22 protein-coding genes are annotated in these 22,387 nt (G+C 42.5%); 14 read left to right on the top strand and 8 right to left on the bottom strand.

What is annotated here, in order from left to right; genetic code table 11:
* The first annotated feature begins 17 nt into the window (after positions 1 to 17).
* A complete protein-coding gene (gene efp / locus KXV15_RS00970) occupies positions 18 to 593 on the top strand; it encodes an elongation factor P (RefSeq protein ID WP_240006286.1) in 576 nt (191 codons plus the stop codon).
* A 146-nt stretch (positions 594 to 739) separates the two neighbouring features.
* Here efp and KXV15_RS00965 read toward each other — a convergent pair whose 3' ends face one another.
* Positions 740 to 913, bottom strand: coding sequence for a YdcH family protein (locus KXV15_RS00965; RefSeq protein ID WP_240006285.1), 174 nt, complete (start codon positions 911 to 913; stop codon positions 740 to 742).
* Between the two features lie 239 nt (positions 914 to 1,152).
* On the opposite strand from KXV15_RS00965, the gene KXV15_RS00960 reads away from it, so the two are divergent.
* Together KXV15_RS00960 and KXV15_RS13420 are read left to right on the top strand one after the other, a co-directional pair.
* Positions 1,153 to 1,824, top strand: a complete 672-nt coding sequence (locus tag KXV15_RS00960; protein ID WP_240006284.1) for an HAD family hydrolase — start codon at positions 1,153 to 1,155, stop codon at positions 1,822 to 1,824.
* Positions 1,825 to 2,106: 282 nt separating this feature from the next.
* Positions 2,107 to 4,137: a hypothetical protein gene (locus KXV15_RS13420; RefSeq protein ID WP_275671512.1), complete on the top strand. Its 2,031-nt coding sequence runs from the start codon at positions 2,107 to 2,109 to the stop codon at positions 4,135 to 4,137.
* 4 nt (positions 4,138 to 4,141) lie between these two features.
* Here KXV15_RS13420 and KXV15_RS00950 read toward each other — a convergent pair whose 3' ends face one another.
* On the bottom strand, positions 4,142 to 5,119 hold the full coding sequence (locus tag KXV15_RS00950; protein WP_240006283.1) for an acyl-CoA thioesterase: 978 nt from the start codon (positions 5,117 to 5,119) through the stop codon (positions 4,142 to 4,144).
* A gap of 139 nt (positions 5,120 to 5,258) precedes the next feature.
* On the opposite strand from KXV15_RS00950, the gene KXV15_RS00945 reads away from it, so the two are divergent.
* The 6 genes from KXV15_RS00945 (at position 5,259) to KXV15_RS00920 (ending at position 10,911) form a co-directional block, all read left to right on the top strand.
* A complete protein-coding gene (locus KXV15_RS00945; RefSeq protein ID WP_240006282.1) occupies positions 5,259 to 5,828 on the top strand; it encodes a DUF4405 domain-containing protein in 570 nt (189 codons plus the stop codon).
* 142 nt (positions 5,829 to 5,970) lie between these two features.
* Positions 5,971 to 6,669, top strand: coding sequence for an acid phosphatase (locus KXV15_RS00940; protein ID WP_240006281.1), 699 nt, complete (start codon positions 5,971 to 5,973; stop codon positions 6,667 to 6,669).
* Between the two features lie 24 nt (positions 6,670 to 6,693).
* On the top strand, positions 6,694 to 7,398 hold the full coding sequence (locus KXV15_RS00935) for a response regulator transcription factor (protein ID WP_240006280.1): 705 nt from the start codon (positions 6,694 to 6,696) through the stop codon (positions 7,396 to 7,398).
* On the top strand, positions 7,398 to 9,095 hold the full coding sequence (locus tag KXV15_RS00930; RefSeq protein ID WP_240006279.1) for a stimulus-sensing domain-containing protein: 1,698 nt from the start codon (positions 7,398 to 7,400) through the stop codon (positions 9,093 to 9,095). Before KXV15_RS00935 ends, KXV15_RS00930 begins: the two co-directional genes overlap by 1 nt.
* A complete protein-coding gene (locus KXV15_RS00925; RefSeq protein WP_240006278.1) occupies positions 9,095 to 10,390 on the top strand; it encodes an ATP-binding protein in 1,296 nt (431 codons plus the stop codon). Before KXV15_RS00930 ends, KXV15_RS00925 begins: the two co-directional genes overlap by 1 nt.
* A complete protein-coding gene (locus KXV15_RS00920) occupies positions 10,387 to 10,911 on the top strand; it encodes a response regulator transcription factor (RefSeq protein WP_240006277.1) in 525 nt (174 codons plus the stop codon). The genes KXV15_RS00925 and KXV15_RS00920 overlap by 4 nt, the downstream gene beginning before the upstream one ends.
* A 45-nt stretch (positions 10,912 to 10,956) precedes the next feature.
* Here the strand turns inward: KXV15_RS00920 and glmM are convergent, their stop codons facing one another.
* Together glmM and KXV15_RS00910 are read right to left on the bottom strand one after the other, a co-directional pair.
* On the bottom strand, positions 10,957 to 12,291 hold the full coding sequence (gene glmM, locus KXV15_RS00915) for a phosphoglucosamine mutase (protein WP_240006276.1): 1,335 nt from the start codon (positions 12,289 to 12,291) through the stop codon (positions 10,957 to 10,959).
* 93 nt (positions 12,292 to 12,384) lie between these two features.
* Complete coding sequence (locus KXV15_RS00910) at positions 12,385 to 13,269, bottom strand: ATP-grasp domain-containing protein (protein WP_240006275.1); 885 nt, start codon at positions 13,267 to 13,269, stop codon at positions 12,385 to 12,387.
* Positions 13,270 to 13,405: 136 nt separating this feature from the next.
* Here KXV15_RS00910 and KXV15_RS00905 point away from each other — a divergent pair, with 136 nt between their 5' ends.
* The 3 genes from KXV15_RS00905 (at position 13,406) to KXV15_RS00895 (ending at position 16,507) form a co-directional block, all read left to right on the top strand.
* On the top strand, positions 13,406 to 14,398 hold the full coding sequence (locus KXV15_RS00905) for an adenosine kinase (protein ID WP_240006274.1): 993 nt from the start codon (positions 13,406 to 13,408) through the stop codon (positions 14,396 to 14,398).
* Between the two features lie 92 nt (positions 14,399 to 14,490).
* Complete coding sequence (locus KXV15_RS00900; protein WP_240006273.1) at positions 14,491 to 15,204, top strand: NAD-dependent deacylase; 714 nt, start codon at positions 14,491 to 14,493, stop codon at positions 15,202 to 15,204.
* A gap of 76 nt (positions 15,205 to 15,280) precedes the next feature.
* On the top strand, positions 15,281 to 16,507 hold the full coding sequence (locus tag KXV15_RS00895) for an EAL domain-containing protein (RefSeq protein ID WP_240006272.1): 1,227 nt from the start codon (positions 15,281 to 15,283) through the stop codon (positions 16,505 to 16,507).
* A 55-nt stretch (positions 16,508 to 16,562) separates the two neighbouring features.
* Here the strand turns inward: KXV15_RS00895 and KXV15_RS00890 are convergent, their stop codons facing one another.
* The 3 genes from KXV15_RS00890 to udk all read right to left on the bottom strand — a co-directional run bounded on the left by KXV15_RS00890 (position 16,563) and on the right by udk (position 19,257).
* Positions 16,563 to 17,837, bottom strand: a complete 1,275-nt coding sequence (locus KXV15_RS00890; RefSeq protein WP_240006271.1) for a hypothetical protein — start codon at positions 17,835 to 17,837, stop codon at positions 16,563 to 16,565.
* 211 nt (positions 17,838 to 18,048) lie between these two features.
* On the bottom strand, positions 18,049 to 18,486 hold the full coding sequence (locus tag KXV15_RS00885; protein WP_240006270.1) for a DUF3617 domain-containing protein: 438 nt from the start codon (positions 18,484 to 18,486) through the stop codon (positions 18,049 to 18,051).
* A 129-nt stretch (positions 18,487 to 18,615) separates the two neighbouring features.
* Positions 18,616 to 19,257: a uridine kinase gene (udk, locus tag KXV15_RS00880; protein ID WP_240006269.1), complete on the bottom strand. Its 642-nt coding sequence runs from the start codon at positions 19,255 to 19,257 to the stop codon at positions 18,616 to 18,618.
* Positions 19,258 to 19,293: 36 nt separating this feature from the next.
* Here udk and KXV15_RS00875 point away from each other — a divergent pair, with 36 nt between their 5' ends.
* On the top strand, positions 19,294 to 19,671 hold the full coding sequence (locus tag KXV15_RS00875; RefSeq protein WP_240006268.1) for a hypothetical protein: 378 nt from the start codon (positions 19,294 to 19,296) through the stop codon (positions 19,669 to 19,671).
* Positions 19,672 to 19,738: 67 nt separating this feature from the next.
* Here the strand turns inward: KXV15_RS00875 and KXV15_RS00870 are convergent, their stop codons facing one another.
* A complete protein-coding gene (locus tag KXV15_RS00870; protein WP_240006267.1) occupies positions 19,739 to 20,347 on the bottom strand; it encodes a DUF1134 domain-containing protein in 609 nt (202 codons plus the stop codon).
* A 176-nt stretch (positions 20,348 to 20,523) separates the two neighbouring features.
* Here KXV15_RS00870 and lepA point away from each other — a divergent pair, with 176 nt between their 5' ends.
* A complete protein-coding gene (gene lepA, locus KXV15_RS00865; RefSeq protein ID WP_240006266.1) occupies positions 20,524 to 22,326 on the top strand; it encodes a translation elongation factor 4 in 1,803 nt (600 codons plus the stop codon).
* Positions 22,327 to 22,387 lie beyond the last annotated feature (61 nt).

Here is a 22,387-nt window from a genome sequence, read left to right as displayed (position 1 = left end):
ATTAAAAAGAGATTTTTATGGTAAAAGTTATTGCTTCATCTATCCGCAAAGGCAACGTTATTGAGCATGAAGACGGCAAATTATATGTCGTTATGAATTCTCAGAATATTCACCCTGGTAAAGGCACCCCTGTTACACAGGTTGAGATGCGCCGTATTGTCGATGGTATCAAAATTACTGAACGTTACAAAACTACCGACAGCGTTGAAAAAGCATTCGTTGAAGAAATCAAATTCAACTATCTTTATGACGATGGTGACAATTTCGTATTCATGAACCCTGAAAACTACGAACAAATGAGCGTTCCAAAAGACGTTTTGGGCAATGATGCGGTTTATCTTCAAGAAAATATGGAAGTTTGGCTTACAATTTTCAACGAAGTTGCGCTTGCATGCACGCTTCCGACCCGCGTTGTTCTTGAAATCACCGACACTGAACCAACGGTTAAAGGTCAAACAGCGTCATCATCATATAAACCGGCAACACTTGAAAATGGTGTTCGCACTTTGGTTCCACCATATTTGACTGCTGGTACAAAAATCGTGGTTATGACTGAAGACGGCTCATACGTAGAGCGTGCAAAAGAACAATAATTATCTTTTGTGATGATTATTTAAAAAAAGACCCCGCACACTCTGCGGGGTTTTTTATATTTGAACGAAGAGCAAAATTTGCCATGCAAATTTTTAAACTAAAAAGGGGGCGAAACCCGCCCCCATTTTCCCTGAAATATATTCGCCTAGTTTAATTTATTTCTTAGGCCTTCTAATTCTTGTTTAAGCCGCAGTTTTTGTAGCTTCATGGCTTTAAGCTGCGTATCATCGACTGAGGGGCTTTTAGTTTCTCTTTGAATCAAAGCATCAAGTTTTGAATGTTTGTCAGTTAATTCGCGGATATGTGATTCTAAAGCCATTGAGTTTACCTCCTTATGATGACTAAACCCTAATCAAAGGGTTGCCCGCATGAAGTTGCGAGCATGAATAAGGAAACACGGTTTCATAAAACTGTCATATCACAAGATGTTACAAACCATGGTTAACCATGTATTAATGCCTTAAATATTTGCTGTATTGCAGGGATTAAATAAAATTATATCTTGTGTTTTTGCATTATCACGGCAAAAGGCTTTGGTAATTTAGGAAAAAAAGAAAAATGTTGGTTATTTTTGACTGTGACGGGGTTTTAATCGATAGCGAAGTAATTGCCGCAAAAATAGGCGCTGATTACGCAAATTCATTTGGCCATCCCATAACAGCCGAAGAATCGGCAACCCGTTTTTCTGGAAAACAATCGCGTATTGTATGGGAAACCATTTGCGAAGAACTTGGTATAGAGTTCAAAGAAGATGACTTTCGCCAAATGCAACACCTTGTCCATGAGGCATATAAAACTGAACTTAAAATAATCGATGGTATTGATGAAGTATTACAAAGTCTTGGTAACAAGTTTTGTGTGGCGTCCACAACGCGCTTAGGTCAATTGAAAACCAATCTTATAAATGTTGGGCTTATCGACTTTTTTGGCGAAAATGTATTTTCGGCCTCACAGGTTGAAAGACCAAAACCGGCGCCCGATGTGTTCCTATTTGCCGCACAAAATATGGGTTATGATCCGGAAGATTGTCTGGTTATCGAAGATTCCATTTCTGGTGTAATGGGTGCGCGTGCTGCAAATATGAAAGTTATCGGCTTTTTGGGTGGCGGTCACATTGCCCAAGGTCATGATGAAGCATTACGAAGTGTTGGCGCGATTGATACCTTCAAAAATATGCGCGATTTTTATGAAATCACGTCCAAATATTGTGATAAAATTATTCGACGATAAAAATAATCACATATTTCCTGCATTTTTTTACAGTAAAACTATAATAATTTGTGATTCTAACCTAAATATTATGGTTAATTCTCCCGCAATTTCACAATAAAGACCAAGAAAATTTTGGCATCAAATTTGCCCCTGCATCATTTATAATCACAATTCTTATAGTAAAAGAATCGTAAATATTAAGATTCCCCTAATAGGTGCAAAGGGTTGAAAACGCATTACTATAAGTGCTTTTAGGCATATGAAATTTACATTTACCTTTTATTAACGAATGGGTGTCGTATGTCTAAAAACAAATTTTTCTTTAGTGCATCAGCTTTAGGTATTGCACTTTTTGCTGCTTCAAATGCTCTTGCGGGTGATGGTTGCATGATGAATGTCGGCGCCCCTGCCCCTTGTGCCGGTGCAATGAAGGTTGTGCCTCAATTAACCGTTCAAAATGACGTTATTCCAATGCAAACCATGGCGGCAAACTTTGCGCCTTCATATGGTTACGCGGCAAATAACGGTTCATATACTTATTCAGAAACTTCTTCTGAAAGCGGCGGTGCGGTTACTTATGATTCTGGTTGGCAAGTAACTGGTGCAACACCGTTTGTACCTGCGCAAAACGCATCACAAGCATATGCATCTGCTTATAGCAATTCTGTTGCGGTTGTTGATGAAACAAACGTTACAGCGGTTGCGGCATCACACGGTTGCCATGCGGTTACCGAAGTTCAACAATTTCAGCAAACTGGCATGTGCCAAGTCATTCCACTTTCAAATTATGAAGTGCAACCAATCCCATATACTGAACCATCAATCGAATTAAACGGTAATATGTTTAACGATGGCGTTGGCTATGGTGTAGATGGCGGCGGCGGCGGCGGCGGTGGCGGCGGCATGGTTGTTGTAAACAATGGTGGCAGCCGTTTTGGCGGTATGGTTATCAATGGTGGTAACACTTATAATTACGATAACAGCGTTGATAATAGTGTTAACAACAGCAACAACACCACTAACAATACTACCAACAACAATAATGGCGGTACTTGGAACAATACAACCAACAACACCACCAATAACAACAATGGTGGTACTTGGAACAATAATGTTAACAACGGTACCTGGAACAACAACATCAATAATGGTGGATCATGGACCAATAACACCAACAATGGTGGAACTTGGAATGGCAATACCAACAACAATACAACCAATAACACCAATAACGGCGGTAGCTGGAATAACAATGGCAACATTTATAACGGCGGAAGCTGGACCAATAATGGTTGGATAAATAACGGTAGTTGGACAAATAACGGTTGGATTAACAACGGAAATTGGAACAATAATTCCAACAACAACAACAACAACAACAACAACAACAACAACAACAACAACAACAACAACAACAACAACAACAACAACAATGGCGGCGGCCATTGGGGTGGCCATGGCGGCTGGGGTGGCCATGGTGGTAACGGCGGTAATGGCGGCAATGGTGGCAACGGCGGTAATGGCGGTAATGGCGGCAACGGCGGACATGGTGGCCATGGTGGCAACGGCGGCAACGGCGGACATGGTGGCCATGGTGGCAACGGCGGCAACGGCGGCAACGGCGGACATGGTGGCCATGGTGGCAACGGCGGACATGGTGGCTGGGGCGGTAACGGCGCCAGTGGAAATTTCCACCAAGTCAATTACGGCAATATTAATAGCCACGCCAATGTTAACGTAAATTATGGCGGACGTATCAATAATGACAGCACTGCAATGGGTAATTATGGCTCATATGCTGGTCACGGCGGTAGCTTCCGTCAAACCAACTATGGCAATATCAATAGCGTTGCCAATGTAAATGCTGGTCGTGCGGGTCACATCAACAACAGCAGCACCGCAATCGGTAATTATGGCTCTTATTCTGGCCGTGGTGGTTGGAACAATGGTGGCAGCAACGGTGGTTGCGGTGGCACAAGCGGTTGCGGCGGTACAATTGGCGGCAATGGTGGTTTCCATCAAACCAACTATGGCAACATCAATAGCGTTGCCAATGTAAATGCTGGTCGTGCGGGCCACATCAATAACAGCAGCTTTGCAGCGGGTAACTATGGTTCTTATTCATCTCGCGGTGGCTGGAACAAAGGTTCAAGCGCTGGCTGTGGTAGCTGCGGCACAAGTGTTGGTGGTGGCGTTGGTGGCTTCCGTCAAGCAAATTACGGCAATGTTTCAAGCTTTGCCAACGTAAATGCAGGACGCGCAGGAAGCATCAACAACTCATCATTTGCGGCCGGTAACATGGGCTCATTCCGTGGTGGCAAAGGTCACTAATAAATTACTCTAATAAAGAAATTATATTAGATTGAATATGTGAAGGGGCGGGGTTTTCCTGCCCCTTTCGCATTCTTATAAGTGCTTCTTGGGCAACGCTGGCGACCAGTTTTCCATCTTGTTTATAAATCAGGCCGTGGTTCATGCCCCGCCCGCCACCGGACCATGGCGATGATTGCTCATATAAATGCCATTCATTCAGATTAATATCTTCATGAAACCAAAGAGCGTGATCAAGGCTGGCAACTTGAATACGCCCGTCATAAAATTTAATTCCATGCGGCAAAAGGCATGTCGATAACAACATTAAATCTGTTGTATAGGCAAGAATAGCACGTTGTAAAATTTGATTATTGGTATCTTCTTTAGACAATGGTGCTGCAAGCCGGAACCAAAATGATTGCGCCGCTTCGGTTGATTGTGTGCCAACATATCGATCTTGATTAATCGGGCGAAATTCTATGGCGCGTGGTCGCAAAAGATGGTTTTTATAACGTTCTGGAATATTGCCCGTTAAGTCAGGGTGATTTTCGAACAATTGCGTATAAAGTGTGGTTTCGTTTTGTAATTCATCGGGTGACGCCACTTTTGGCATAGGTTTTTGATAATCCAAACCATCTTCTGGGGTTTGAAATGAACATGCCATATTAAGAATGATTTTATCGCCATCCCCGCCATTTTGTGATGCCGCAATACGGCGAACAGAAAAACTCTTGCCATCGCGGTCACGCGAAACATTAAAATCAATCGCCAATTCTGGGCGACCTGGGCGAATAAAATAGGCATGAAGTGAATGCGGCATACGGCCATCATCAATGGTTTCACACGCGCTCAAAAGTGCTTGGGCAATAACTTGCCCACCAAATACTCGTGCCCAATCTTCTTGGTTTATTGGACCAGTAAAAATGTCTTCGCCATTTTTCTTTAATTTAAGCAAATCGAGAAGATTTTTAACGGCTTCTGCATTGGTTTTTGGTGTCATTTTGTGCCTTTATTGTGTCCCTGTTACCCATTCATTCCAATATTTGGATTTTTTGTACAATAAAACAAGTACCAAAAGATGAAATTTATCGACGGAATTTTTTTACGTAAACGTTAGAGTTAATATAAAGGGGCAGATGATGACTAAATTTTTAAGACAAATCGCAACACCGTTAACCATTGGCGCATTCTTGCTAATGGCGGTTACAGGCGTTTTAATATTTTTCCACAAAGCAGTTGGCCTTAACAAGCCTGCGCATGAGTGGCTATCTTGGGCTTTTTTGCTTGGGGTCGGTCTACATGTATTTATAAATTTCAAACCATTCCAAGTTTATCTTAAAAAGCCATTGGCACTTGCCATTATTGGGGTATTTGCCGCAATTTTGACCGCTAGTTTCTTTTTGGGCGGCGAAAAAGAAGGCAAAGGTGGAAGACCACCTTTTGAAGCAATCTCAAGCACAATTCAGTCGGCACCGATTTCTCAAGTTGCACCGATTGTTGGCAAAACACCAGATCAGCTAGTTAGTGATTTGCGCGCAAAAGGCTTTAATGTAACCACAACAGAACAAACTTTGGCATCAGTTGCCGGTGGTAAAGAGAAAAGCACAGCCGTTTTAAATGCGGTTTTTGCATCTGAAAAAGGCAACGGCAAAGGTAAAGCCGGTGGCGATGATGATGGTGATGAAAAAGGCGAAAATCACCGCGATTAAAACATACAACCGAAGCATTTCGCTTGTGTTGACCCTGCCGCACCCTAAACCCCGTGTGGCAGGGTTTTTTTATTAAAGGTGCATTCTTCTTGATTTAAACAATAAATTATTGCAAGATTCAAAAAAACAAAATGCGTCTGATATGAAAAAAATTCTTTTAACTTCTTTTATTATTTTTGCTGGCGTTGGCCTTGGGGCATGCCAAACTATAAAAACAACTGGTGCGGTTGCACAGGTGGCATTAACGCCAACCAATGTTCAATCTGTAAATTGGAAAATTATATTACCGCCCCCACCCGATAATGAAACCGAAATCGGCAAAGTTATCGAAGCGCAAGGAAACCATAGCGGTGAGCGCTGGAACCAAGCGGAATTTGACAATAAGTTTGAGCCATTCGCAATGTATCAACAGGTTTTGGGCAAAGACTTTACTGCACAAAATAACCCTGAACTCGCGGCGGTTTTTACTTATGCGCTTAAATATCACCTTAAATTAAGCGGTGATGCGAAAAAAACCTATGACCGCGTTCGCCCATTATATTATGATAAAAAGAATGTGGTTTTCTGTGCTAAGGGTGATGAGCCTTATGGCTCATCTTATCCTTCTGGTCATTCGGCGTGGGGTTGGGAAACGGCAATGATTTTGGCACGTGTTTACCCAAATAAATCAGATGAAATTATTGCGCGTGGTCGTGAATATGGCGAAAGCCGTGTGGTATGTGGCGCGCATTACCCGTCTGATGTTAATTTAGGCCGTGTTACAGGTGATGTAATCTTTACACGCCTTCAAAATGACAAAGATTTCCGCGAATTAATGGCAAAAGTTAAAATACAAAACTAATATTGTAAAAAGGCAAAATTGAATATGACTAAAATTGCGCTGGTTGATGATGATGACAATATTCGTACTTCACTGGAGATTTTATTCCAAAACGAAGGTTATGATGTAGTCACTTTTTGCGATGGTGCGGCCGCTTTACCGGCTTTAACATCTTCGCCACCTGATATTGCAATTCTTGATATTAAAATGCCGCGTATGGATGGTGTAGAATTATTGCGCCGTTTACGCGAAACCTCTGATGTTCCGGTGATTTTTCTAACTTCAAAAGATGATGAAATTGACGAGGTGGTGGGGCTTTCGGTTGGCGCCGATGATTATATCACAAAGCCATTTTCGGCCCGCCTTTTAAGTGAACGGGTAAAAGCGGTTTTGCGCCGCGCGCGCCTTGGCAATGTTATTGAAACCCCGACCCCGGGTAGTGATAAAAAGGTGGTTTCACGCGGCAATCTTACCCTTGATCCAAATCGTCATATTTGCGCATGGAAGGGTAAGCCGGTAAAACTAACGGTAACTGAATTCCTGCTGATTAATGCCTTGGCGCAGCGCCCAGGTTTTGTAAAAAGTCGTGATCAGCTTATGGATGCCGCCTATGACGAAAGCATCTATGTTGATGACCGCACAATCGACAGCCACGTAAAACGTATTCGCCGTAAATTCCGTGAAATCGACAATGAATTTGACAAAATTGAAACCCTTTATGGTGTCGGTTACAGATATATGGAGGGGTAATGCAATCGCCACCGCGAAATTCTTCCTCTCTGGACGCAAGTGGTGACGAAATCACCGCTAATGCGGATATTAAACAAGAGAAGAAGCAAAAGCGGAAGTTTTTCTCTGACTTTGTAACGGACCCCAAGAAAAGTCGGCGTGGCGGCATTGCGGGCGTAATTTTTATCGGCTCTTTTGCTGGTCTTGCGGTATTGGTACTTGGTTCACTTATTTTGAACGAGTTGCGGGCAGGTCTTACACAAGCGCGTGCAGATACATTGCGTGCCCAAGGCATGACAATCGCCAGCGTTCTTGCCGAGGCTGCAGTTGGCGAAGATGATACAGGGCTTTATCTTGATGGCGAAAGCGCGCGTGTGGTGCTAAAGCGTCTTTTTCGTGAACCAGGTGGCAGGCTGAGGCTTTTTGATAAAAACCGCCAATTAATAACCGATTCTGATGTTTTATATGATGAAGTTTCGGTGCGTGAATTGCCACCACTTGATCAAAAAATTCCTGATTTCAAAAAAGCAACTAATGATGCGGTGGAAAAAGTGCGCATCCGCGCCCAAGGTTCGCAAAACGACCCCGCAATTGCATTGAATGATGAAATTGCCGCCGCTATACAGGGGAATATTGTTGCCCATGAACGCTTTGATGAAGAGGGGAAACGTGTGGTTTCCGTCTCAATTCCGGTTCAAAGGGTGAATTCAGTGGTGGGTGTTTTAACCCTCGAAAGTTCTGATGTTTCGGATATTATTGCCAATGAACGGCGCGCCCTTATCCCTTTTATTGTTGCTGCGGTTTTGGCAAACCTTTTGTCGGCATCAACACTTGCATGGGTGATTGCGCGCCCATTGCAGCAGCTTTCAAATGCCGCAGATGCCGTTAGTTCAGGGCGGTCTTCGTTTATTACTGACAAGGAATTATTGGCGCGTCCCGATGAAATTGGCGAACTTGCCGAGGCGTTGTCCCGCATGACCAATAGCCTTCAAGACAAGATTGAGGCCAATGAAAGGTTTGCCGCCGACGTTGCCCATGAAATTAAAAACCCATTGGCAGCGGTGAAAAATGCGGCGGAATTGTTACGCGGCAATCTTAAACCCGAACAAAAAGAAAAATTGGAAAAAATCCTTTTGTCTGATTTAGGTCGCATCGATCGCCTTGTAACCGATATTTCCAATGCATCACGCCTTGATGCCGAACTTGCCCGTGAAAATCGTGAAACCCGCAATATGCGCCAAATGATTGAAAATCTTGTCGCCAATTATCAATCTGTTGCGCATGACAAAAACTTAAAAATAAGTGCGGTTTTTGAAAATGATACAGATTTGCTTTTTGCTAATATCCGCTACGAAGCGATTGAGCGGGTTTTGATTAATTTGCTTGATAACGCCATTAGCTTTTCTTCAGAAGGGGCAAGGGTAAGGGTGCTTGCACAAGTGAAAAAGAAAAAAATCCGTATTTTTGTTGAAGATGAAGGCCCGGGTATTCCAGAAGAGGCATTGTCCCGCGTTTTTGAACGTTTCTATACCCAAAGACCAAAAGAAATGGCGGCATTTGGCACGCATTCTGGCCTTGGTCTTGCGATTGCGCGGCAAATTGTGCAGAATCACAACGGTAAATTATGGGCGCAAAACCGTAAAGTTGGTGATGAAATAAAGGGTGCACGCTTTATTATGGAGCTTCCGGCGGCAAATGTACCAAAAGGGGCGGCATAATGAGCTCTTCTTATCCGCAGCAATTAGAGGCAATTACCAGCCGTAAAAATTTCCGACTTTTGGTCATGCTTCGATTGTTGGCGATTATTATTTATGGCGCTGTTTTCATGGTTGCCTATAATGTCTTGTCGATATTTATCCCAATTCGCACTTTGATGATTGAATTGCAATTGATGATATTGATGCAATTTCTTGCGGTTATGCGATTAAAATCAAAAAATCCCATCAACGATGCCGAAACCTTTGTTTGGCTATTGCTTGATACGATTTTTTTGATTGTTGTAATGCTGCAAACCGGTGGGCCATCTAACCCATTTTTGCTTGCATTAATTATTCCAATTATTCTTGGCTCTTTGCTGTTATCAAAACGTTATGCTTGGTCAATTTATGTGGTTGGCATAATTGGGTTTTTATTTATCGAATTTGTTGAAAGCCCCTTTGTGGTTGGTAAATCTCGTCATACAGCCTTTTTTGAAGTGCAGGCACAGGGCATGATGCTTAGCTTTGCATTATCGAGCCTGATTTTGGTGTATTTTGTTACCAAGGCCATGCAGAATTTAAAAGAGCGCGACAAGGCAATTTTTGAATTACAGCAAAATGCCACCGAACAACAAAATATTCTACGCCTTGGTCTTATGAGTGCGGGTGCGGCGCATGAACTTGGTGGCCCGCTTGCGACCATGTCAATAATTTTGAATGATTGGTTGGTTTTAAACCCACCATCAAAAAAGGCAGAACGGGACGAAGAGGTTAAAACCCTTTTGTCACAGCTTGAACGCGCGAAAAATATCCTAACCCGTATCCTTGCATCATCGGGGCAAATTCGTGGTCAAGGGGCGCGGCATGATGATTTTGGCAATTTTTTGGTTGGCATTTGCAAAGATTGGGAAAGCCATAATGGACAAAATGTCCAATTGTTGCATGAAATAAATTTTGAAAACATAAATGCCGCCTGTGATTTAATTCTTGAACAGGCAATTGTGACAATTCTTAATAATGCGAAAGATGCCAGTATTGAAAATAAGGCAAAACAAATCGCATTGCAGGCCTATTTGGATGATGAGAGTGTCATAATTAAAATTGAGGACTTTGGAAAAGGCGCGCCTGTTAATCTTATGGAAAAAATCCGAAAAGAAAATTATTCAACCAAAAATGAAAATGGTTTTGGCGTTGGTCTGTTTTTAGCACAAGGAACAATGAAGGCATTGGGCGGTGGTTTGCACCTTGATAATAAACCGAATAATGGCGGTGTTATCGTAACCATGCATTTTCCGTTAAAGGCAATTATGATATGAGGCGGATTTTAATCATTGATGATGATGTGCCATTGGCCGAAACGCTTGGAAAATCCTTCCAAAAGCGCGGCTTTAATGCGCGAACCGTAAACTCATATGAAGACGCAATTTTACTTGCCCAAAAAGAAAAGTTCGATAATGCGGTGGTTGACCTCCGCCTTAAAAACCGTTCTGGTCTTGAATGTGTAAAAGAATTATTGGATCTGCAACCCGAATTAAAAATCGTGGTTTTAACCGGTTATGCCAGCATTTCCACTGCGGTTGAGGCGATAAAACTTGGGGCCTGTCATTATCTTGCCAAACCAGCGAATAGTGATGAAATTATCAAAGCCTTTGAAAAAGGTGACGGCGATATTTCCGCGCCAATTACTGCCCGCCCAAGTTCGATAAAAAACCTTGAATGGGAAACAATCCAATCAACTTTGGAAGAGACCAATTATAATATATCGGAAACCGCACGCAGATTGGGGATGCACCGCCGTACGCTTGCCAGAAAGCTGCAAAAGCAACCAGTGAAATAAAAACCCGCTACCCCGCAATTATTGCGGGGATGGTTGGTTTAAATTTTATGCAATTGCCGCCGCAAGTTCATCAATGGTTTTGCGAATCATATCTTCGTCTTCACCCTCTGCCATAAGCCTTACCAATGGTTCTGTACCAGATGTGCGGACAACAAGACGCGCACCTTTTGCCGCCATATCTTGCTTGACTTGCTCAACCAATTTTGCGTTTTTATCAACCAACAGAGGTGATTTACCAGTATAACGAATGTTTTTAAGAATTTGCGGCATTGGCGTGAAGCAATTTAAAACTTCGGACGCCTTTTTCTCTTGTTCAACCATTGCACCAAGAACCAATAATGCCGAAATCAAACCATCACCAGTTGTCGCATAATCAAGGGCGACAACGTGTCCTGATTGTTCACCACCAAGATTTGAACCATGTTCACGCATTGCCATAACAACGTTACGATCACCAACATCAGTACGAATGAATTCTGCGCCACGTGATTTAATAAAATTCTCAAGACCCAAATTAGACATAACAGTGGTAACAACTGGCCCGCGCAAATTGCCCGATGCCAACATATTGCTTGCGATTGAGGCGATGATTTGATCGCCGTCAATTTCATTGCCTTTTTCGTCAATAATCGCGATACGGTCGGCGTCACCATCAAGGGCAATACCAAGGTCAGCACGGCGTTCAATTACTTTTTCACGCAATTGCGTTAAATTGGTTGAACCGCATCCATCATTAATGTTCATACCGTTCGGGTTTACGCCGATTTCAACTACTTCGGCACCCAATTCCCATAATGCCCAAGGGGCGGTTTTATAGGCCGCGCCATTCGCGCAATCGATAACAATGCGCAATCCATCAAGGCGAAGACCACGTGGCAAACATGCCTTAACAACTTCAACATATCGGCCGCGTGAATCTTCAAATGATTTCACAAGACCAATATCTTTTGGGCCTGCGCGTTTGATTTTTTCAGGTTCGGCAAGTAATGCCTCAATTTCCAATTCTTCTTTATCGCTTAGTTTAAAGCCATCAGAGCCAAATAATTTAATGCCATTATCAGCATATCCATTGTGTGATGCCGAAATCATAACGCCAAGTTCGGCACGTAAAGAGCGGGTCAGAATACCAATTGCAGGCGTTGGGATTGGGCCAAGGATTTTAACATCCATACCAACCGCAGCAAAACCGGACACAAGTGCAAATTCAAGCATATAACCAGAGCGGCGTGTATCTTTACCGATAATTACCATATTTTGGCTGTTTGCCTTTTTGAAATACGTTCCCGCAGCCATCCCAAGATATAGTGCAGTTTCTGATGTCATCGGGTGTTTGTTTGCTTCACCACGAATACCATCTGTACCAAAAAAACGTTTTTTCATGTTAACTCCTGCGGGTTGTGCCGTCCCATAATTTCAATTTTGCCTATATAGACGAAAAAGATAAAAATATTACCAAAAAATATTTTCAATAAGTTACAGGATTTTTGCCGCAATTGCTTTGGCAAAATTTGCCGCACCCAAAAGACCATCATTGCCATCATATGGTAGATATAAATATGGCTCTATCATTTCCATTTCCATCAAAAGCCATTGTCCATCGGCATTTTGCACCATATCAATACGGGCGTAGCCAAGCTCATTATTGGGGTCATAAGATTGCAGAATTTTTTTTCCGGCCTCCATTGCTTCAGGTGGTGGGGTGATATTGGTTTCAACTGCGCCATATTTTGTTTGCGAACGGTAATCACCCGCCTTTGGGGTTTTCATAAGTGCGTGTGAAAATTCATTGCCAAAAAACAACATTGACAATTCACCAATTTCGGCAACTTTTGGCAAGAATGGCTGAATTAGTGCCAAATCTGGCGGTAATAAATCAGCACTTGGCAAAATGTCACCTTTTTTCATGCGAACTTGTCGCCATGCCCCGGCACCAATTATGGGTTTAATGATAATTTCATCACAGGAAAAATCATCAAAAGCGGCATAGATTTTTTCATGTTCTTTGACATCAACAATTTTGGTTGGTGGCACTGGCGCACCCGCTTTATAAAGGCGTTCAAGATATGATTTATTCATATTATCGCGCAGTACCCACAATGGATTAATAAGTCGGGTATTACTTTGTTCAATTGCCGCAATATAGTTTTTAAAAATGTCGGTTTTTTCAGGGTATGACCACGAATTAATGGGGGTTATTGCGGCAAACTCACTAAAATCAATGGGCGCATCTTCCCAAAAAATTGGCACAAGTTCTATCGCATATTTTTGTAAAGCAGCGGCAAGAAGTGAAAATTGTTTTTTCACCATTGGTGCATAAAACTCTGTTGAATTTGTATCAAAATATTTATGCGTAACCATTAATGCGAATTTCAAATGGCAATCCCCAATTTTAGCCTGAATCTTTTAATGTGTATTTGTCACATTTTAATATTGCTTTTAATTGGTAAAATAAAGCTATAAGACTGTTGAGAATTCAACAATAGGAAAGTGACGAATGGAAATTAAATACGATGTTTGTGGCGTGGGTAACGCAATTGTTGACGTAATTGCCCCAGCAAGTGATGAATTTTTGCAAAAAAATTCAATTACAAAAGGTGCAATGACCCTTTTATTTGATGAGGGGCAGGTTGAAAAACTTTATGCAACAATGTCGGCTGGAAAAATGGTTTCTGGTGGCTCTGCGGCAAACACTATGGCTGGCATTGCGTCACTTGGCGGCAAAGCGGCATATATTGGCAAAGTTGCTTATGATACTTTGGGATCTTATTTTATCGAAGAAATTAACGAAATCGGTGTGGCGTTTAATACCGAACCACTAGAAGATGGTCCATCAACCGCACGTTGTTTAATAAATGTTACCCCAGATGGGCAGCGTTCAATGTGCACCTATCTTGGCTGCTCCCCACTTATGAGCGAAACCGATTTGGATGAGGCGAAAATTGGTGCTTCTAAAATCGTTTTCCTTGAAGGATATTTATTTGACCGCGAAGAAGCCAAATTGGCCTTTGTAAAGGCGGCAGAATTTGCAAAGAAATACAATCGTTTAACCGCACTTACATTGTCTGATATTTTCTGTGTTGAGCGTCACAAGGAATCATTCCGTAATTTGGTAGAAAACCATATTGATATTTTGTTTGCCAATGAAAATGAAATACTTGCCCTTTATGATACCGATGATTTTGAGGTGGCATTACAATATGCACGTGGCGATTGTGAAATGGTCTGCCTGACACGTTCGGAACATGGCTCGGTTCTGGCGCGTGGTGATGAATTGGTTCGGGTTCCAGCAATTCCAATTGAAAAAGTTGTCGATACAACGGGTGCCGGTGATTTATATGCCGCCGGTGTTTTATATGGTGTTGCATCGGGTCGCGAACTAGAAGCCTGTGGCAAGCTAGGATCTTTGTGTGCCTATGAGATTATTTCTCATTATGGACCACGCCCTGAACAAAGCCTTGCCAATATGGCAAAGCAGCGGGAATTATAAAAATATTCCCGCCTGATTAAAATGATGTCGCCTTTAATATGGCATAATTACGCCATATGAAGTGCAAAACATATTGCGGTGGGAGATTTGAAATGAAAAACATTGTTATTCTTACTGGTGCTGGTATCTCTGCGGAATCTGGTCTTCAGACTTTTCGCGCTGCGGATGGGCTTTGGCATGGCCATAAAATTGACGATGTGGCAACGCCCGAAGCCTATGCCCGCGACCCCAATCTTGTTAATGAGTTTTACAATGCCCGTCGTCGCCAACTGTCCGAGGTGAAGCCAAATGAGGCACACCTAGCACTTGCGAAGCTTGTTAAAAATTGGCATCGCGGCGAAGTTTTAATTGTTACCCAGAATGTTGACGACTTACACGACCGTGCCGCCAAGGAATATGGCGTTCCTGGGCATCTTATCCACTTGCATGGTGAATTATTAAAAGCACGTTGCACCAAAACCAATTTTCCAACCGAATGGCATGGGGATATTTTACCCGATACGGTTTCACCATTTGACAAAACCGCAACATTGCGTCCGCATATTGTATGGTTTGGCGAAATGCCGTTTGATATGGATGAAATTTATAAGGCGCTTTTGAAATCAAGCTTGTTTTTATCAATCGGAACATCGGGAAACGTTCACCCTGCTTCTAGCTTTGTTGAAATTGCAAAACGTTCTGGTGCGCATACTGTTGAATTCAATATTGAACCAAGTGTTGGCAATAGTTTGTTTGACGAAACCCGCATTGGCAAAGCCACAGAAACCGTTCCAGCATATGTTGATGAATTGTTAAGAAATGAATAAATTAACCATGTGTTAACCAAATTAACCGCTATATTTAAAAGATTTTTTCGGTTCATCATAGAAAATGGTGGTTAATTTGTACGCGGCGGCTATTAATATTATTCTAACAATTGTTTATATCGCACTTGGTGTTGGTATTGGCATGGTTGCCAGTATTTATTTTCAATACACAAATGCGGTTGCAATGTGCCTTGGTGGAATGTTCACGCTTGCCTGCGGTTTGTTGCATTCAGTGTTTTTGCCAAAAAAAATCCGCCTACCACGCCAATTCACCAATCAATTAAATGGTGAGATTGAACAATTACGTCTTGAAAACGAAAAGACCCGCGCCGAATTTGAAGAGTTCAAAGAACAAATCCTTGAAGAAAGCCGCCAGCGCGAAGAAAAAATTGTCGATGAATTAAAAGACCTTGCCCATAGTATTGCCGCCTTTGCCGCACAAAAGCAGGCGCGTGTTGATAATATTACACCGCTTTCAACACGCCCTAAGCGTACAGAGCGTTCATTGCTTGCGGCTGTTCAAGAGGCAATCGACGCAAGCCGTGTTGAAATTCATTTGCAGCCAATCGTAACCCTTCCGCAAAGACGGGTTTCCTTTTACGAATGTTTTACCCGCCTTCGTGACAGCACTGGCCAATTAATTATGCCTGGTGAGTTTTTAAAGGTTGCTGAAAATTCTGGCTTGGTTGCCGAAATCGACAATATGTTATTGTTAAAATGTGTCCAGCTTGCGCGGCAAACCATTCGCCGTGACCGCCGCATTTCATTATTTTGCAATATTTCACCGACTTCATTGGGTGATGAAACCTTCTTTGCGCAATTTATTGATTATTTAAAACAAAACCGTGATTTGGTTGGCTCATTAATTTTTGAATTACCGCGCGATGCATTTGAAAGATTGGGTCTAACCGCTGAACGTAATATGGGTCGTTTATTTGACCTTGGTTATCGTTTTTCAATTGATCGCTGTGATTCAATTGATGTTGATTTGCGTAAACTTGAAAGAATGGGCGTGCGCTACGTTAAAATCGCCGGCAACAAATTGGTGCAACAATTGTTACGCGATGGGGTTCGCCCAATTACTGGCCTTGCGCGCGAATTTGAACCACAAGATGTTGCATCATTATTTGCCCGTTATGGCGTTGATTTAATTGCCGACCGCGTAGAAGATGAGCGCGTAATTATCGAAGCATTGGAACTTGATTTAGGCTTTGCCCAAGGTAATCTTTTCGGTGCGCCGCGCCCATTGGGTGAAGTTATCGCGCCCGATACTGATGGTGATATTTTGCGTAAACGCGCATAAAAAAACCGGACATTTCATTTGAAATATCCGGTGTTTTTAAAACCCATATTTTGAATTATTCTTTTTTATCGCCTAATTTAAGGCTGGCAAGAATTGCAAACGGGCTATCGCCATCGTTGCGTTTAGGGCCAGATGAATAATCACGGCCGCCTTTTGGTTTGCCGCCGCCTTTGTTATCTTTGCGTTTTTTACCACCAAAGTTTTGATCAGGACGCTTAAATTCGCGATTACCACCCTCAGAAGTTTGTGGACGTGGTTTAAAGGGTTTTTGCGGTGGTTTAGGGCGTTTAAATTGCCATAATACCTTGCCTTCTTCATCGGTGCTTTTTACCCAACCCAATGTCTCAACAACTTTTTCGGCGATTTCATTGGATACACCAAGGAATGACACAACAGATTGTGGCATTGGAATTGCGCCCTTTGCCTCTTTTTGTGCCTCATATAAAACGTCCAAAACGCGGTCAAGAATATCAATACGAATTGAACGACCGGCAATATTACGGAAACCGATTAAATCGTATTCTTTTTCAGTGCGGGTTTCATCCGCTTCAAAAGAGGTAACGCCAATTGGTGGCAAGAATGGTTTTTCAGATTTGGCACCATCGGATAAATAACCAAGAATTGCATTCAATCGAACTGCTTTTGGTTTTAGAAGTAGTGGGAAATAAACCGCAGAGCGACCAAATCTTATACCAAGTACGCGCAGGCTTTTACGAACTTCTTGTGATAATGCCGCAACCTCTTTTTCAACATAGGCGCGGTTTAAAATACCATGTGAATCAAGCAATTTTTGCGCAAGAACTTTTGCCTCATCACTTAGGACGGTATGAACAACCGGTGCAGCAGCGGCAGTTTCCGCTTCGGCAGGCGCTTCTGTGGTTTCTGCAACAGCTTCTGTTGTGGCGGCAACTTCGGCATTTGCCTCCGGCGCAACATGTTCAATTGCTGATTTTAAACGGAATAGAGGAAACAAATCAGTGTGAAGCATGTCTTCAAGCCAATTGCTAAGACGTTCTGTAACCACATCACGGGTTTCATCACGGTTTAGCTCTTCACGTGTGATTTCAAATTTTGGTTCAAGATGCGCGTTACCGGTGGTAACTTTTGCAATTGTTTCATCATTCCAGATGATTTCACCAAAGTCGCCCAGAATTAAAGTCTCTTTTGGCGCTTCGCTTGTGGATTCCGAATTGGCTTCTTTTGCATCTGTTTCAGAGGCAGCAGAAGATTCTATATCATTACTCGTTGCTTCTGCCGCGAGTTGAGATGCGGTTTCAGTAGTTTCGGGTTGCTGTTCCATCTGGGTTTCAGTGTTTTCTTCTTCGCTCAAACCAATTGCTCCACAAAAATGTGATTTATGGGTTAAAGGAATTTTATCATAGGTCAAGACAAACTACTAACAGAATCCGACATTTTTACGTCATTAGGGCAGTAAATCTCATTAATTATGCGTGGTGAAATAAAATCACGCAATATTAAAGGCTTAAATGACAAAAATGGCGGCATTTTGCGCCGCCATTTATTAAAATTAAATTTTAGAGCTATTTTTTACAGGTCGCCGCAATTCTGGTTGCGGTGAAATTTATCGGAACTGGGACATTATAAATGCTTGCAGTTCCTTTTAATGTAAGTTTAGCCGGCTGGAAAACGCCATTAACATTAAGTTTGGTTACGCGTTTTTTGCGATCGGTCCATGTGCCTTTAAAGGTTGCGCTTCCGTCTGGATTAAATTTCTTAACCGAATAAACGCAAACGCTATTGCGTTTACAAGGGTTATTATAAAACCGATCGATTTCGGCTTGTGACAAGCAATAATCATCGGAATCATTATAAATACCCGCGGCAACAGTCTTAAATTCCCAGCGCCCGGGAAGCGGGCGATTTGCCGCCTGCGCTTGTGCGTATGCCGCCGCACCAATGCCAAATAGACCAATGCCAATTGCCGCAAGTGATAGAATTTTAAAACCGTTATTTTTCATCTCAATCTCTTTTAATAGTTATTACTGAACTACATGGTTTAATTATACATATAAAATCTGAATGAAACATAACAAGTTTCATATATTTTATTTAAGTTTCAGTTGAATAACTTTTTATGCCACCATTTACTATAAATGGTTTTCCGCTTTATTAATTCGATTTTGAATTAATTGATAAATATTTTGCAGCATTTCATCATTAAAATCACCCCTTGTGATTATATCGGCACGGGTTTTAATGGGTTCAATAAATTTATTATAGGCACGGCGAACCCCATTATATTGTGAAAGTACCGATGCTTCATCGCGCCCGCGCTCATTAATATCGCGTGTAAGGCGGCGCGAAAGTCTTGTCTCATCTTCTAGTTCGATAAAAACCTTGAAATCAATTTTTTCGACAAGTGCATCATTACAAAAAAGGTGAAGCCCCTCTAATATAATGATATTTGCGGGGTGAATGGTTTGTAAACTATCGCCACGCCGATGGTGAACAAAATCATATTGCGGAATTTCAACACTTTGACCACGTGCCAATTGCGCAAGGTTTGCCAATAATAAATCATGGTCACGAATTATTGGGTCATCGAATATCCCGTCGTAAAATTCAATGTCATTTAGGGTTTCACGATCGTGGTAATAATCATCTTCGGAAATTATACGTACCCCAAGCGCCGGACTGTTGTTGCATATTAGGGATGCAAGTTTTTTTGCAAAAGTGGTCTTGCCAGAACAAGATCCACCGCTTATGCCTATTAAGAAATTATTAACCATCTATAAAATTTAGCCGGTATGGAATTTGCGTCAATGATGAATATGCAAGAAGACAGTATTATTTCAGGACAAATTATCCTTATCGGAACCGTGGTTGCCGAAAATTATCACCCCAAGGTCGCAAAAGGGTGCAAATGCGCCATGATTAGCGTTGTGGATTGTGACAAACTTGCCGAAACTGGCCATCTTTATGATTATATGCATGATGAGGGGTTAAATGCCGGTGCGCTTTTGGATGCCACATTGGGTCAATATGGTTGGATTGATATAAAGGTGCGCAATGCATTGCCAATCGCCAATAAAGACGATGGTTGGGAGCCGGAGGTTGCCGCATTAATCAAGGCCGCCCGTAAAATTGGCGTGGCACATATGGTTTTTGAACCCGAAAATGAAAGACCATTGGTAGTTCATTAAACCAAAATACAAACAAAAAAGCCGGAAAGCAATTTCCGGCTTTTTGCTTCTCTAAATTCAAAAAACCTTAGAATGGGTTAATGTGGCTTTTTGCAGAATATGCGGTATAGCCAACATTCGCACCAAGACGCAGACCAACACCAGTTCTAATTGGTGCAAGGGTTACACCTTCTGCTTGCTGATAGGTTGCGGCAACGCCGGCAATAAAGAATGCCGAACCTTCAACACCCGGATAACGGCGATAAATGCCATCTGGGTTGCCAAGGTTATAAACAAGTGTGAATACTTTTGATCCATTTGCGCCGGTATCAAAACCGATTGATGGGCCACGCCAGTAAACTTTGCGTTTTGTGCCATCTTTCATAATCAATTCGCCATGACCATATTTAAGGCCAACACCCAATGATGCGCTGCCTTCTTGGCCAACGATATAGCCCACAGGCTCACCTTGGTCTTTGAATACTTTTTCAACAACCTGTGCCAATGCACCCGAAGAAGTGCCGAAAAAGTCAACTGCGGCCTTTAAAACTTCATCTTTAGAATAGGTTGATGCATCGGTTGATGCTTGTGAAATCTGTGCCTCGGAAATTTCTTGTGCGGATGCTGGTGAACCAATCGCCAGAACAGCCAACATAGAACCTGCTAGCAGTGATAGGATAGTGATTGATTTTTTCATTATAAACTCCGGATAAATAAAGGTTATTCGCCCCTGTACGGATTATTTTGGATTAATATGGCTTAAATTAGGTTAACAAGATGATTAAATTTTCATAATGTTAATTAATTCCCGTCTTGCAGTTGGTTTAATGCCAGTAACATTTGAGTTTTTATTAAAATAAGCTATGGGAAAGCATGACTAAACAACAAAATATCCGCAATTTTTCTATTGTTGCCCATATTGACCACGGCAAGTCCACGCTTTCTGACCGCCTTATCCAAATGACAGGTGGCTTGACCCAACGTGAAATGAAAGAACAAGTCCTTGATAATATGGATATTGAACGCGAACGCGGCATTACCATCAAGGCACAAACTGTCCGTCTTGATTATCACAAAGACGGCGAAGATTATGTTTTAAACCTTATCGACACCCCGGGGCACGTTGACTTTGCATACGAAGTTTCACGCTCTTTGGCGGCGTGCGAAGGTGCGCTTTTGGTGGTTGACGCCTCCCAAGGGGTAGAGGCACAAACACTTGCCAACGTTTATCAGGCAATCGACGCCGATTTGGAAATTCTTCCGGTTTTAAATAAAATTGACCTTCCTGCCGCCGAGCCAGAGCGTATCAAGGCACAAATCGAAGAAGTAATCGGCATTGATGCCAGTGATGCAATCGAAATTTCGGCCAAAACCGGCATTGGCATGGACAAGGTGCTTGATGCAATTGTTGAGCGCCTTCCCGCACCCAAAGAAGGTGATCCAACCCAACCGTTAAAAGCGCTTTTGATGGACGCTTATTATGACCCATATCTTGGGGTTGTGGTTTTGGTGCGCATTATCCAAGGCACACTTAAAAAAGGTATGCGGGTTAAAATGCTGCAAACTGGTGCAAGCTATGGCGTGGACAAGGTTGGTGTATTCAAACCAAAAATCACCGATATTGCCGAACTTGGTCCGGGTGAAATTGGCTTTTTAACCGCATCAATCAAAGAAGTTGCGGACGCATTGGTGGGCGATACAATTGTTGATGAAAAACTGCGTGATGCCGTGGCGTTACCTGGATTTAAACCTGCGCAGCCTGTGGTTTTCTGCGGCCTGTTTCCGGTTGATGCCGCCTCATTCGAGGATTTACGCGCCGCAATGGGCAAACTTCGCCTTAATGATGCATCTTTTAGCTTTGAGATGGAAACATCTGCGGCACTTGGTTTTGGTTTCCGTTGCGGTTTCTTGGGCCTACTTCACCTTGAAATCATTCAAGAACGCCTAAGCCGTGAATTCAATCTTGATTTGATTGCCACCGCCCCAAGCGTGGTTTACCACATCAACCTTAAAAATGGCGAACAATTAGAGCTTCACAACCCCGCCGACATGCCTGATGTGATGTCAATTGAAACCATTGACGAGCCGTGGATTAAGGCAACCATCCTTACACCCGATGAATATTTGGGTTCAATCATCAAACTTTGCCAAGACAGACGCGGTAATCAGCTTGATATTTCCTATATTGGTACGCGCGCGATGGTGGTTTATGAATTGCCACTTAATGAAGTTGTGTTCGATTTTTATGATCGCCTTAAATCAATTTCCAAAGGCTATGCGTCATTTGACTATCAATTAATTGATTATCGTTCTGGCAATCTTGTGAAAATGCAGATTTTGGTAAATGATGAGCCGGTGGACGCCCTTTCAATGCTTGTCCATGCCGGTCGTGCCGAAGGGCGCGGGCGTGCAATGTGCGAAAAGCTAAAAGAACTTATTCCACAACATTTGTTTAAAATCCCAATTCAGGCGGCACTTGGCGGGCGTATTATTGCGCGCGAAACCATCTCTGCACTTCGTAAAGACGTAACCGCAAAATGTTATGGCGGCGATATTTCGCGTAAACGCAAACTTCTTGATAAACAAAAAGAAGGTAAAAAGAAAATGCGGCAGTTCGGGAAAGTGGAAATCCCGCAAGAGGCGTTTATTGCTGCACTTAAGATGGACGAAAATTAAAGGTCTCAAGTCGCCACCTTCGGCGCTCCGCTCCTCACTCAGCGACTTGGGGAAAAGCGTA

The organism is Pseudaquidulcibacter saccharophilus (assembly GCF_019455445.1).
Classification (GTDB): Bacteria; Pseudomonadota; Alphaproteobacteria; order Caulobacterales; family Aquidulcibacteraceae; genus Pseudaquidulcibacter; species Pseudaquidulcibacter saccharophilus.
The sequence above is the reverse complement of the archived record's forward strand: the minus strand, read 5'-3'. Positions and strand labels throughout refer to the sequence as shown.